Here is a 13,432-nt window from a genome sequence, read left to right as displayed (position 1 = left end):
AATGAAGCATAAAATTAAAACAAGTTTACTGGCATTATCACTAATAACATCTAGCGCTGTGGCTGATGATGACCGCTTCAAAGATGTAAAAATTAGCTCAACACAACTCAGTGACACTGCTTATATGTTTGTGGGATCTGGCGGTAATATTGGCGTGTCAGCCGGCAGTGATGGCATATTGATAATCGATGATCAATTTGCGCCGCTGGCGAACAAAATTAGCCAATCATTAAATAAAATCCAGCCCGGCAGCCCCAAGTATGTCATCAATACCCACTATCATGGGGATCATACTGGGGGTAATGCCCACTTTGGTGAGCAAGCGATTATTTTTGCCCATGACAATGTACTAACTCGGCTCAGCGCCGATAAAGATACGCCAAAATCTGCGCTACCTGTTGTCACCTACGCGACTGATATATCAATTCATTTTAACAAGGATACTTTGGTGTTGAAGCACCTCGGGCCTGGCCATACTGACGGGGATAGTGTTGTGATGTGGAAAAATGCCAACATTGTGCACATGGGGGATTTGTTTTTTAAAGACCGTTTTCCATATATTGATTTAAAGGGCGGCGGATCTGTACTTGGCTATCGTGACAATGTCGCTAAATTACTCGCATCAATGGATAATGACACCCAAGTGATCCCAGGTCATGGTGCACTTGCTAATAAAGATGATCTCATGAAATTTAAGCATATGCTGGATCATTCCATTAATTGGATGAACAAGAATATCCAAGAAGGCCACTCGTTAGCCAATATTCAAGCGAAAGGAATGCATAAGAAATGGAAAAATTGGAGCTGGAATTTCATATCCGAAGAAAAATGGATTGATACTCTTTATCAAGGACTGAAAAAATAGCGTAAAACTTTCCTATATTGGCTGCTAACACTGTATTTATCAGCGCAATATAGTGATGCAAACTAGGATATAAACAGCCATAAAAAAGCGCCATTAAGGCGCTTTTTCGATAACAATCAAATTACGACTCGATTGGCTCAGCTCTATTTTCCAGCAACACTGGAATACCTTCAGTAATTGGGTAAGCTAATTTATCTGCTTTACAAATCAATTGGTCGGCTTCTTTATCGAATTCTAATTTACCCTTACAAACAGGGCAAGCCACAATCTCAAGTAATTTTTTATCGAACGCCATGGAGGTTTCCTTGTTTATCTTTTATGACTTGGTTAAGTCTATTCAAAAAAGCGGTATCAAATTCAGTATTAAGCTTCGCATTTACAGGCAAATACCACCAGTTATCTTGTGCAAAATCGCGACATTTAACCGCATCTTTCTCGGTCATGATCAATGGATGCTGCTTTGAGAGCTGTTTCAGTTCATTTTCATCAAATGCTTGATGATCTTCAAAAGCTTTAGTCTCAGCAAGGCTAAACCCTTGCAATGATAAGCTGTCAAAAAAACGTTGAGGGTTACCAATACCTGCCATTGCAATAGCAGCTTGTGGTTGCCATTGCTGAGTTGAATTGGGTTTTACAGGCTTAAGGGCTGCTGGCGTTAAACTCATCGCCACTTCATTGCCTTGCACTACACCGCCATTATTTAATACCCAATCAATGCTATTTAAACGCCATAAACCTTCACGTAACGGGCCTGCAGGTATTAAGCATTGATTACCATAACGGCGCTGACCATCAACAATATTGATCTCAATATCACGTGCAAGCGCGTAATGCTGTAAGCCATCATCACTAATAATCACATCTACATTGGTTTCACTCAGTAACTGTTTTGCAGCGTCAATGCGTTTCGCCCCGACCACCATAGGAACTTGTGTTCGAGCCACAATCATTGCTGGTTCATCACCCACATCTGCGGCGTTATCGGTTGCTTTGACGGTTTTTACCCCATCAATATTGACACCATAACCACGACTGATCACCCCAGGGGTGAAGCCTTGCTGACGTAATAAGTTAATCAAGTAAATAACCGTTGGGGTTTTACCACTGCCACCAGCGGTAATATTGCCAACAATCACCACAGGGACATCCAATACTTGCGCTTGTTTAAAACCAAGTTTAAATGCCCAGCGCCTGACACTGGATATCAACCCAAATAGTGCACTCAGTGGTAATAATAACCACTTAGCGCGGTGTCCTTGGTACCAAATTTTATTGACTAACGCCTGCATTTAACTACCAAATTGCATTTGATATAAGTTAGCGTACACGCCCTCTTTTGCCACTAAGTCGCTGTGAGTACCACGCTCAACTACTTGGCCTTGATCGATAACTAAAATCTCATCAGCACTTTCAATGGTTGATAAACGGTGGGCAATCACAATCGAGGTACGATTATGGCGCAAGTTATCAAGACCTTGCTGAATCGCTTTTTCTGATTCAGTATCAAGGGCTGATGTTGCTTCATCTAATATCAATACTGGCGCGTCTCGCAACATCGCCCGAGCGATAGCAATACGTTGACGTTGGCCACCCGACAGCAATACGCCATTCTCACCCACCTGAGTATCTAACCCCTCAGGTAAATTTTCGATAAATTCCATCGCATGAGCTAGGGTTGCAGCTTGTAAAATTTGTTCGCGAGTGGCTTCACCTGGATAAGCATAAGCAATGTTATTAGCTATAGTGTCGTTAAATAAAGTAACTTGCTGTGATACTAACGCCACCTGATTACGTAATGACTTTAATTTGTAATCATAAATATCAACGTCGTCTAAGGTAATTTGCCCTTCTGACACGCCGGTATAGAAACGGGTGATTAAGCTGGCAATGGTTGATTTACCCGAACCACTGCGTCCAACAAGGGCAATGGTTTTACCCTGCTTCACTTCAAAATCAACATGAGTTAAGGCTGGTTTTTCTTGCTCAGGATAACTAAAGGTAACGTTATTGAATTTTAAATTACCTTTAACGCGCTGAGTTTCAAATTCACCCGTATCGGCTTCAGGTGCTGTATCTAGCAGTTCAAAAACTGTGGTACATGCGGCAATACCACGTTGAAATTCAGCATTCACACGGGTTAAGTTTTTAATCGGCTGAAGCATTGCCATCATCGCGCCCAAAATGGCCGCAAATGTGCCTGCGGTTAAATCGGCTTTTAAGCTTGGGAATGTGGCGGCGTACAATACAAACGCTAACGCAAATGAACCGATGATCATAATAACCGGTTGACTGACGGCTTGAGCTACAGCAAGTTTCATATTTTGCTTGCGGTTACCCTCATTAACTTTTTGAAAGCGCTCGACTTCAGTCTTTTGTCCACCAAACGCCAACACATTCTTATGACCTTTAATCATTTGCTCAGTGGTTGCGGTGACATTGCCCATGGCTGCTTGGATGCGTTTAGAGACTTTTCTGAAACGCTTACTCACAACGCTAATCACTATCCCCATTAATGGGCCAATGACTAGGATGCACATGGAAAGTTTCCAAGAATAGATGAACATGATAGCTAACATACCAATGACGGTAATAGAGTCACGTACAATAGAGATTAACGCACTGCCTGATGCACGGGCAATTTGTTCGGTATCAAAGGTCACTCGAGAAATGAGGTTACCACTATTTTCGCGATCGATATAGCTTACAGGCAAACGCAAATAATGCTCAAACACTTGCTGACGCATATCCATGATTAATCTCGAGCTCATGTAAGACACACAATAAGTCGACACGAAATTGGCTAAGCCACGTAGGGTAAACATTCCAATAACCACTAGCGGTGCCATGATCATAATATTGTTATTGGAATTAAAGCCGCCGTGACTCGGCACTTCTACGCCCGCGACCACTGACGGAGTTTGACTAAAGCCTTCGTCAATAAATGGTTTGATGAAGTAAATGAATGCAGCGTCAACCAAGCCGTAGGTCAATAATGCCAATACAGCTAACAGAAACATCCCTTTCATTGGGACAAGATAAGTTAGAAGGCGCTTAAAGACGCTCGACATTTCGTTATTAGTTGTTGTCATTGATTACATTAATACTCGAATTGCTAACAAAGGCGTATTCTACTCTGGTTTAACTTGGACACCAAATCTAAACAAGTTGTTATACCAAAATGGCTCAATAACTGTACGATACGGTCGAATTTTATAACTTTGACGTTTAAAATCTATACTAAGCTGGCCTGTTTCGCCACTGACAAGCGTGGTAACACCATGGGTTTTATAGCGCTCAACAACGTCATGTTTAGGAAAACCATACTGATTAGCAAAACCCGCAGTAAAAATTGCCTCGCTGGGATTAACGGCCGCAATAAACTCTGCAGACGATGAAGTACGACTGCCATGATGTGGCACAAGTAGGATATCAGCATCCAGTAAAGAGCCGCTTTGTATCAGCCGCTGTTCAGTTTGTTTCTCAATATCACCGGCCAGTAAAACACGGTTATTGCCATCATCAATATGCACAACACAAGACTGGTTATTATCACTTTTTGCTGCCATGTTACTGGTTAAAGTAATGGCTAAATTAAACCAATTAAACGTCCTATCATCGCATTGCTTTTGAGTTTTATCGGCTAGTTGCGCATCAAACTGCACTGTATTGGTTATATCAGTTTGCTGGTACTTATCGATATTACTGATAATAGTTAGCTTATTGAAATGCTTAAGTAGTTCATTCACCCCACCAGCATGATCATTATCGTCATGACTTATGATTAAATAATCTAGCTCAGTCACACCTTTAGCCATTAATGTGGGTATCACCACTCTTTGGGCGTAACTAAAATTGTCACCATAAGCCGCGCCAGTGTCATAAAGTATGCCTTTATGACCTTGTTGTAATAACACCGCCATGCCCTGACCCACATCTAATACATGCATTTGCCACAACAGCTTAGTCGATAGGGGTTGAGTATTATCTTTGATAAAGCCATATACCTGAAACATAAAAGGCAGCGCCATTAATCCAAAGCATACTCGCCAATGGATGTCGCTAGCCCACTTAAATAGAAACAGTCCTAAGGCAAGTAATAGTAAACTGACTGTCAGCGCATCTGAAAGGTGAAATTGAGCCAAGGGTAACTGCCCACTTAGGCTTAACAGGTAGTAAAAAGGGGCAAGGCTATGATCAGTAAGCCACAATAATGTGCTAACTATTGCATAACTTATAAACTCAGGTGCAGGTAACAGCATTAAGACACTATTTAGCAATAAAGCCAACATACACAGCGGAATAACAATGACACTAAACCATGGCACCATCAAAAAGTTAATCCAAATACTGTGGATTGAAATACTACCAAATAACAGCGCTTGTATTAGCCCGAGGCCGATAAATAAGCGCCACTGAATCGCCCAAAAATTAATTAGAAAACCCATCAAATTTGACTTAAGCTGACTCAAACGCCGCAATCCTCGAGCCCTTAAGCTATCATCTTGCTGAATTTGAACATCCGTTAACTCGACAGCTGTGTTCAATTGCTGGGGATTTAACTCCGTTGTGGATTTAACCCCAAGATAGTCGATGGTAAATAAAATTATTGCCAATGCGCTAAAGCTAAGCCAAAAACCAGCACTTAAACTGGCAAAAGGGTCAAATACCAACACCGCAAATAACGCCCATATCAAGCGCTGCCAAGTCGAGGCGTGTTGTCTAAATACGGTTAGCAACACAATCATTAACAGCATCATCAATGCCCGCTGAGTGGATATAGCCATCCCAGCTAAATAACCATAACCAGCAGCAACCATTGCTGCCATTAATACCGCCAAGATGAGATTACGCCGAGAGGATGTTGCCATGAAATTTAACAATAACAGCCTAAATAAACTCCAGCTAAGACCAAACACTACAGATAAATGTAACCCTGAAATCGCAACTAAATGACCTGTGCCCGTTGATCTTAACGCCTGCCATTGCTCGGTAGAAATGTCAGTTTTATCGCCAAACAACAACGCATTGATGATGGGATAATGACTTAAATGTTGTAATTTCGGTTTGAAATCACTAATTACTCTTTGCCTTAAAGACAATTTATAATCGATAAGCTGTGACTGTTTAACACTGCCTTTTGCGACAATGTGTTGGCTTAATAAATATTTTTGTTGATTAAAACCACCTTGGTTAATCGGGCTGGTAATGGGCTTCATTCTGGCGTCAAACGCCCATACCTGCCCAACTTTTACCTCAGGCGCTTGTTGCCAATTAAGTCTATAGTATCGCTTGTAAAGCGAATGTTGCGCTGATAGTAAAACAACATTAAAGCTTATCCAGTCGCTGTTTTTGCTAACTAGTGATACTATCTGTGCCTTAAATTGTTTTCTGACTGGATGTTCAGCTTCTTGATGTGAAAATAATGAATAAAAACAAATGGAAACCCAAAAGACACCTAAAAGGCAGCCACTGATGAATGGCCACCTCTTTAACGTGAGTACCCCAATAACAAACATTAAAACCGCTAGCGATATTGGAAGTAAACTTGGCAATAAATTGCTAAATAGGACGCTAACGCAAAATCCATAAACAAATCGATTTATCATCGGTTAATTAAAGACAGTAATCGCATATATGCCAAAAAAATTATTACAAAAATTTATGCCGAAGCCTGAGACTTTACGTAACAATAAATATTTACGTATTTTTGGTGGTTTGCTGGATAAACCAAATTTATGGACCCTCAACCGAAAATCGGCTCCGGGGTCCTTTGCGGTGGGCTTATTTGTCGCTTGGTTACCATTTCCTTTTCAAATGGTTATTGCTGCAGGCATGGCGATATTTTTTAACGTCAATATCCCATTGGCAGTGGCATTAGTTTGGATAACAAACCCGTTTACCATGCCATTTATGTTTTATGCTGCCTATATTTTAGGAGCAAAAATTCTTGGCCATAACACTGCTCATTTCAATTTTGAAGCCAGCTGGCAATGGGTTGAAAGCTCTATCAGTACCGTAGGGCCGCCATTTTTACTGGGTTGCATTATACTCGGTGCAATATTTGCCTTTATCGGTTTTTTTGTGATTAAGAGCTTATGGAAGTACTCGATTTTATTTAAATGGAAAAAAAGAAACTAATCACACAACTGTTCGCCCTAGTGAGTAAAATCGAATTACCAATAAAAAAGTCAGCTTTGTGCTGACTTTTTGCTTTTAAAGCTCAGGTTTAGATTTGAGTTATCGACCACACTCTACCGATAGCGACAACAATAACGATTGTGATAAATACCGTTATTAAGACTGCTGAAAATACTCCTGTTGCAACAGTGCAAAGCCGCACTCATCGCTCCACTTCCCTTTAAAAAATATATTCTTTAAGTAATGGGCCTCTTTTCGAAATCCAAGCCTTTCTAGTAACGCTATTGATGCTAGGTTCTCGGCATCAGTTATCGCCGTTATGCGATGTTTGTTTAAGCTGACAAACAAATAATCAATCACTGCTGCCAGTGCTTCAGTAGCAAAACCTTGCTGCTGATACTCTCTCGCTATGGTAAAACCAAGCTCCATCTGCATATCGTCGACAAAATGCACTGCTACATCGCCTACTAGCTGTTGGCTTTTATCGACAATAGCTAGCTGAAACCAGTTACCAGCAACACCAAACAAACCATAATCCATACTGGTAAACAGCGCCTTGGCATCTTCGAGCTGATAATCATCCCAGCTTTGATATTGCGCAATCACAGGATCGGCTCGATAAGCTACAAATGCTGCTAAATCATCGGCTTGAAAAGCGCGGAGCGTCAGCCTTGTGGTTACTATTGTTGGTGTTGCAATCATTACTAATGATACTCTTGATGTAGACACTGTCATAACAGCCAATATTTAAACATGCTAGCTGCTTTGAATATTACATAAACTAAGTTATTTAGCGTGTTTAATCCTAGCCACTAAAAAATCTACCGCCGCTTTGACCTTAGGGACATGATAGCGCTGCTTTTGATAAATAAGATATACCCCGAAATCATCACTTTGACTGGCTGATAATGGCGGCTCAAACTGTAATTCAGTCAGCTGATTAGATTCAAAAAATGGTGCTAGCACCCAGCGCGGCATCATCACTATGCCTTGATGTTGCAGCGCTTTATCGATTAACCACTCACCAGCATTACTGATCGCCTCAACAGGGGCTGATACATCATGCCACTGGCCATTAATTTTACTTAGCCACGGCACGCGGCCTTTTGGCGAGCGATAATATAAGCCTTTATGTTGTTTAAGCTCATTTGGGTGTAAAGGTACGCCATAGTCCGCTAGATACTGCTGGGTCGCTGCTGGTACAAACTGGTTGTCCATTAACCTTATCGCCACTACGCGATCATTAGGGGCATAACCACCACGAATGGCAATATCCACATCATCACGTCCAACAGACGACAGTTCATCGCTGAGCTCAATATCTAAAATCACTTTGGGATATAACCTTGAGAACTCATCCATCAATGGCAGCAGCTGTTCACGGCCAAAGCCAACCATGGCACTAATGCGTAATTTCCCCATAGGTTCAGTTTGATAACTTCTCACCGCCTCATTGCTTTGTTCAAGCTGATTTAGCAAGCTTGATACTTGCTGATAATATTCTCGGCCAATCTCAGTCAAACTGACGGCGCGGGTTGAACGCTTTAATAACGTCGCCCCAAGGGAGTTTTCAAGATCTGCAACCCGTCTTGATAATGATGATGCCGGTACAGAAAAAGCCTTAGCCGCTTGGGTAAAGCTGCCTAACTCCACCACTTTCACAAAATATTTAAGCGCCCGTAATTGATCCATAAAAGCCTCATTATTGTTTTTAAAGCAATAAAGTATCGCTTTTTAGCTACTATATCTTATCAAAAAGAAAAGCAATAATGCATTCAATAGCAAAATTGATAAAAATAAAGACAAGGAACAACAATGAGCACATTTACCGCCATCAACTTAGTAAAGCGTCCACAAGGTGGCCCAATCACCGCTGATATTTTTGAAGTGGTACAAAAGCCAATGCCAACCGTGAACCCAGGCGAGATTTTAGTAAAACAAAATCATATGTCATTAGACCCTGCCATGTTTGGTTGGATGCAACCTGATACTGACAGCTATATTCCGCCAGTGAACTTAGGTGAAGTAATGCGCAGTAGCGGTGTCGGTGAAGTCGTTGAAAGCCATCACCCCGATTTTAAAGTTGGCGATCGCGTGATGGGCATGATGGGCTGGCAAGAATATTTTCACAGTAATGGTCAAGGCTTAAACAAAGTTGATGCGCCATTACCAGACGAAGCAATACTGTCTGTATTTGCGCTACCGGGATTAACCGCCACTCAAGGCCTATTTAATGTCGGTAAGCCCAAAGCTGGCGAAACCATTATTGTTACCGGCGCTGCGGGGTCTGTTGGCTCAATTGTTGGTCAACTTGCTAAAGCAGATGGCCTAACGGTTATTGGGGTAGTTGGTAGTGATGAAAAAGCAGATTGGATTGTCAATGAACTTGGTTTTGATTCAGCCATTAACTACAAAACCGATGATCTTGAAGCCAAACTTGCACAATGTGCCCCAAATGGCATCGACTTATTCTTTGAAAATACCGCAGGCCCAATCCAAAGCCTAATTATCGATAAAATGAACCCACATGGCCGTGTCATGGTTTGTGGTTTAATTGCCGATTACAGCAGCCAAACACCGGCACCGGGCCCTAGCTGGATGAATATTTTAAAAAGACGCCTCACGATTCAAGGCTTCACAATGCCTGATCACTTTGGCGAAGTGCCAAGCTTATTGGCTAAGCTCACCCCTTATGTACTGCAAGGTAAAATCAAACACCGCGCCCATGTACTTAATGGCTTAGAGTCATCAATTGACGGATTGAACTTATTCTTCTCTGGTGCCAACAAAGGCAAATTGATGGTTAAGCTTTAATAGGCTTCAGTGCCAACGCTGACAAGCGCTAGGGTTAAAGCAACAAAAAGGTATTAATGCAGTGGCATTAATACCTTTTTATTTTGTCATCTTCTCCTAATTCCACCGAGAATTACTGCACCTACCTCAGCGTAAAATACAATAGCCAATTAAAATGGGTGATGAGATGGACGCTCCCTATTCCGGCGTCAATGCGCCAAACTGATGTTGACCATTCAGTTACATAAGGAGCGTCCACTATGAAAGTTACCACTATTGCTATCGATTTGGCAAAAAATGTCTTCAACGTTCTCGGCATGGATGTACACGCTAAACAGCTTTTTAATAAACGACTTAACCGTATTCAACTTGTCGAGTTCATGCAGCTTCAACCGCCTTGTAATGTGACATTTGAAGCTTGTTATTCTGCACATTACTGGGGAAGAAAATTCAACAGTATGGGGCATCACGTCAAACTCATACCCCCACAGCATGTGACTCCTTTTGTCCGTGGCAATAAAAACGACAAAAATGATGTCATGGCTATTTTTGAAGCCAGTTTGAGACCCCATATTCGTTTTGTCCCTGTAAAAACAGAAGAGCAACAGGAAGTATTAATGCTTCATCGAGTCAGAGAGCGCTTAGTTCGACAAAGAACCGCCTGTACAAGTCAAATTCGTGGCGTATTAGTTGATTTTGGCATCTGCTTCCCTCAAGGCTATAGCGCGTTTGAGCTGGCAATGTGGGACATTATGAATGATGACCATCAACGCCCGTTAATCAAGCTGATGGCGAATGATTTCTGGGACGAGTATCAAGTATTGACCAAACGTCTGAAACAAATTAACTCACTGATAGAACAACTTGCCATGCAAGATCCTAATGGCAGTATTTTACTCAGCATTCCAGGTGTAGGACCTATTATCGCTTCCGCTTTTGCGGCTTCAATCGGCTCAGGTCAAGCCTTTAATAGCCCAAAAGAACTGGCTGTCTGGTTGGGGTTAACCCCAAAACAATTTGCTTCAGGTACTAAAAGCGTCCATTCAGGAATAACCAAGCGAGGTGACGGCTATCTGCGTAAGCAACTGATACACGGCGCAAGAACCGTCGTTAGCCACGCAAGCAAAAAACAAGATGACTTAAGCATGTGGATAAACCAGCTTAGGACTCGAAAAACCATGTGTTGTACTGTGGTGGCTACAGCCCATCGCTTAGCAAGGTTGATGTGGATATTACCGCAAAAACAAAACCCCGTATCAGCCTCAGTATGGTGCCTATCATGTTGCATGTTAAAACCGTTGTCGCTATCTTGCACAGCTCGGTCTGGCCAAGGGTATTTAACCCGAGTGGGTGATATGAGTGGCGAGATAGCACATTAATAACTCACCAGGGTTGTTGTAAACGATGAAGTAATGGCTCAGTCCAACCAATGTAAGCCAGAAAAGGCCAAGGATGAACTTAATCCGAATGGGTGTTTCACAATTAAACGGCGCAGTGGTACGGAATTCATTAGGGGCACAGCTACACTGTTAAGCCCGTATATATGGCAGTACAACCGCTTTAAGCGGTACATGAGTGACATCAATAACAACAGCAAGTGTGAATAGTTTAGAAGAAAACCAAGGTCAAAAGCCTTCGGTAGGCAGACTATTGTCTTGACTCACCGGGAGCGTCCATATATGGCCATGTTATTGTTAACACAATCACAAAATAAGCCCGCAATGCATTATCAGCCATACAAGTGTAAAGCTCAGTGTATGCAGAGGAATATGCATAACTCGTCACTGTTACTCCTTTGCCCTTTTAGCCAGACAATCTAGAATACAGTAACCCGATTGGGCTAACTCAGTAAAATTGAGTACAATCGACCTTTTTTTGACAAGGATAAACTCTCCAATGGAACCAAATGTAATTCATGAAGCAGCTAAGCAACTGGTCCCAGTGCAAGCCTTTCTGGCTTTTACTTTGGCTATCACTGCTTTATTTATGGGGAAATTCATCATTTCCAAAAGTGCTGTATTGCAAAAGTATAGTATTCCAGAGCCAGTCGTTGGCGGCTTTTTCTGCGCCAGTATCGTCGGTATTTTGTATTACGCCTTTAATATCCAAGTTCAATTTGAACTAGACGTGGCCGATATACTATTGCTCTACTTTTTTGCGGGGATTGGCCTAAAAGCCGACTTTGCCACCCTTATCAAGGGGGGGAAACCTTTATTAGTACTATTGCTGCTTGCCGGTTTATACATTTTTTTGCAAAACCTGTTAGGCATCAGTGTTGCCACGCTATTTGGCTTTGACCCCAAGGCGGGTTTAATGTCTGGCTCAATTTCACTCACTGGGGGAGTTGGCACCGCAATGGCGTGGGGCCCAACCTTTGTTAACGATTTGGGTATTGCCAATGCCTTAGAGCTAGGACTTGCGTCCAATACCTTAGGCTTAATTGCAGCGTGTTCGGTTGGCGGTCCCATTGCTGCTTATTTAATGAAACGCCATAAACTAACCGGTAACCATGATAGCGAACTGGATATAGGTACCACTCACAAAGACGGTGACAAAGGGCTACAAGTTGATTACTTTGGTGTTTTAAGGGCTTGGTTATTCTTAAATTTATCCCTTATCGGGGGGCATTTCATCAATGCAGCCTTAACCGATCTAGGTTTAAAATTACCCATGTTTGTGGCCTGCTTGTTAGCCGGTATCCTTATTGGGAACAGCTTAAAGATTTACGTATTACGAAAGAACAGTACTAAATTATTAAATAATGTACGTGATGGTGAAAAAGGCCTGACATTAATTCAAGATATTTGTTTAGGCATGTTCTTAACCATGGCCTTAATGGGCTTAAAGGTATGGGAGCTAGAAGGCAGCTTCTTCTACATCCTCGTGATCATTGGTCTACAAGTACTGATGTCGGTGCTTTACACGATTTTTGTGGTGTTTCGAGCCATGGGTAAAGATTACGAAGCTGCGGTGATTTGTGCCGGCTTTGGGGGGGTGACATTAGGCTCCACGGCAACAGCCATCGTGAACATGACGGCTGTAACCCAACAACACGGCGCCGCCCATCGGGCCTTTATTATTTTACCGCTGGTCTGTGGTTTCTTTATCGATATCGTAAATGCCTTGTGGATTAACTTTTTTGCCTATTACTAATCATCAGCTAACACACATTTCTCTGATTTAACTTCACGGCCTTGTTCACTGCAAGGCCGTTTCTTTATTTCTAAACGCCAGCCAAGCCAGTCAACAACACGCAAGTGAGTTGCTAAAATCTAATTAATTAAAAAGCCACCCATTAATTAATTAAAATGTTAATTAAAAAGCCACCCATTATTTAGAAGTTATAACATAACGCCTTTCGATTTGAGTTGCTAACACCTACATTCATTAACTGATGTGATTATTCCAGCCAAAGGACTAAATACTTCATCATTAATCACCAAAAATTAATTAACAAAGCCACCCATTATTTTGAAGTTATAACATATCGCCTTTCGTTTTGAGTTGCCAACACCTACATTCATTTACTGATGGACGATCCCTGTCAAAGGACTGAATATTTCATCCTTAATCGCCAAAATTAACTCATAAACTAAATTCAATCCAGCAGAAAAAGTGGGAAATGCTTTTATTTGA

The 13,432-nt window shown here is 41.8% G+C and carries 10 protein-coding genes and 1 pseudogene; 5 read left to right on the top strand and 6 right to left on the bottom strand.

All coding sequences use genetic code 11. The features are described from left to right. Position 1 precedes the first annotated feature (1 nt). On the top strand, positions 2 to 865 hold the full coding sequence (locus BCU94_RS09160; protein ID WP_102476207.1) for an MBL fold metallo-hydrolase: 864 nt from the start codon (positions 2 to 4) through the stop codon (positions 863 to 865). Positions 866 to 986: 121 nt separating this feature from the next. Here BCU94_RS09160 and BCU94_RS09155 read toward each other — a convergent pair whose 3' ends face one another. The 4 genes from BCU94_RS09155 to BCU94_RS09140 are packed head-to-tail and all read right to left on the bottom strand — an operon-like array spanning position 987 to position 6,471. Further along, positions 987 to 1,160 (bottom strand): Trm112 family protein, encoded by a 174-nt coding sequence (locus BCU94_RS09155; protein ID WP_076537432.1) that lies wholly within the window; start codon positions 1,158 to 1,160, stop codon positions 987 to 989. Next, positions 1,147 to 2,154: a tetraacyldisaccharide 4'-kinase gene (lpxK, locus tag BCU94_RS09150; RefSeq protein ID WP_102476206.1), complete on the bottom strand. Its 1,008-nt coding sequence runs from the start codon at positions 2,152 to 2,154 to the stop codon at positions 1,147 to 1,149. The genes BCU94_RS09155 and lpxK overlap by 14 nt, the downstream gene beginning before the upstream one ends. Further along, positions 2,155 to 3,954: a lipid A export permease/ATP-binding protein MsbA gene (gene msbA / locus BCU94_RS09145; protein WP_102476205.1), complete on the bottom strand. Its 1,800-nt coding sequence runs from the start codon at positions 3,952 to 3,954 to the stop codon at positions 2,155 to 2,157. 39 nt (positions 3,955 to 3,993) lie between these two features. Then, a complete protein-coding gene (locus tag BCU94_RS09140) occupies positions 3,994 to 6,471 on the bottom strand; it encodes a DNA internalization-related competence protein ComEC/Rec2 (RefSeq protein WP_102476204.1) in 2,478 nt (825 codons plus the stop codon). Positions 6,472 to 6,499: 28 nt separating this feature from the next. Here BCU94_RS09140 and BCU94_RS09135 point away from each other — a divergent pair, with 28 nt between their 5' ends. After that, the gene (locus tag BCU94_RS09135; RefSeq protein WP_102438323.1) at positions 6,500 to 7,003 is read left to right on the top strand and encodes a DUF2062 domain-containing protein; all 504 of its coding nucleotides are present in this window, start codon (positions 6,500 to 6,502) and stop codon (positions 7,001 to 7,003) included. Positions 7,004 to 7,159: 156 nt separating this feature from the next. Here the strand turns inward: BCU94_RS09135 and BCU94_RS09130 are convergent, their stop codons facing one another. Beyond that, the gene (locus BCU94_RS09130; RefSeq protein WP_241903516.1) at positions 7,160 to 7,705 is read right to left on the bottom strand and encodes a GNAT family protein; all 546 of its coding nucleotides are present in this window, start codon (positions 7,703 to 7,705) and stop codon (positions 7,160 to 7,162) included. Between the two features lie 84 nt (positions 7,706 to 7,789). Then, positions 7,790 to 8,695 carry a LysR family transcriptional regulator gene (locus BCU94_RS09125; RefSeq protein ID WP_102438327.1) on the bottom strand — a complete coding sequence of 302 codons (906 nt, stop codon included), beginning with the start codon at positions 8,693 to 8,695 and terminating at the stop codon, positions 7,790 to 7,792. Positions 8,696 to 8,818: 123 nt separating this feature from the next. Here BCU94_RS09125 and BCU94_RS09120 point away from each other — a divergent pair, with 123 nt between their 5' ends. The 3 genes and pseudogenes from BCU94_RS09120 (at position 8,819) to gltS (ending at position 12,949) form a co-directional block, all read left to right on the top strand. Beyond that, a complete protein-coding gene (locus BCU94_RS09120) occupies positions 8,819 to 9,817 on the top strand; it encodes an NADP-dependent oxidoreductase (protein ID WP_076537421.1) in 999 nt (332 codons plus the stop codon). 239 nt (positions 9,818 to 10,056) lie between these two features. Beyond that, positions 10,057 to 11,089: pseudogene (locus tag BCU94_RS09115) on the top strand (IS110 family transposase). A gap of 603 nt (positions 11,090 to 11,692) precedes the next feature. Further along, positions 11,693 to 12,949, top strand: a complete 1,257-nt coding sequence (gene gltS / locus BCU94_RS09110; protein ID WP_076537419.1) for a sodium/glutamate symporter — start codon at positions 11,693 to 11,695, stop codon at positions 12,947 to 12,949. Positions 12,950 to 13,432: the final 483 nt, after the last annotated feature.

The organism is Shewanella sp. 10N.286.52.C2, assembly GCF_002874545.1.
In the GTDB taxonomy this organism is placed as follows: Bacteria; Pseudomonadota; Gammaproteobacteria; order Enterobacterales; family Shewanellaceae; genus Shewanella.
This window is presented reverse-complemented; position numbering and strand designations above follow the sequence as displayed.

Coding starts and splice junctions, on each gene's coding strand:
- lpxK (WP_102476206.1), bottom strand. CDS start 2,154: ATGCAGGCGTTAGTCAATAAAATTTGGTACCAAGGACACCGCGCTAAG.
- BCU94_RS09140 (WP_102476204.1), bottom strand. CDS start 6,471: ATGATAAATCGATTTGTTTATGGATTTTGCGTTAGCGTCCTATTTAGC.
- BCU94_RS09130 (WP_241903516.1), bottom strand. CDS start 7,705: ATGATTGCAACACCAACAATAGTAACCACAAGGCTGACGCTCCGCGCT.
- msbA (WP_102476205.1), bottom strand. CDS start 3,954: ATGACAACAACTAATAACGAAATGTCGAGCGTCTTTAAGCGCCTTCTA.
- BCU94_RS09125 (WP_102438327.1), bottom strand. CDS start 8,695: ATGGATCAATTACGGGCGCTTAAATATTTTGTGAAAGTGGTGGAGTTA.
- gltS (WP_076537419.1), top strand. CDS start 11,693: ATGGAACCAAATGTAATTCATGAAGCAGCTAAGCAACTGGTCCCAGTG.
- BCU94_RS09120 (WP_076537421.1), top strand. CDS start 8,819: ATGAGCACATTTACCGCCATCAACTTAGTAAAGCGTCCACAAGGTGGC.
- BCU94_RS09155 (WP_076537432.1), bottom strand. CDS start 1,160: ATGGCGTTCGATAAAAAATTACTTGAGATTGTGGCTTGCCCTGTTTGT.
- BCU94_RS09135 (WP_102438323.1), top strand. CDS start 6,500: ATGCCAAAAAAATTATTACAAAAATTTATGCCGAAGCCTGAGACTTTA.
- BCU94_RS09160 (WP_102476207.1), top strand. CDS start 2: ATGAAGCATAAAATTAAAACAAGTTTACTGGCATTATCACTAATAACA.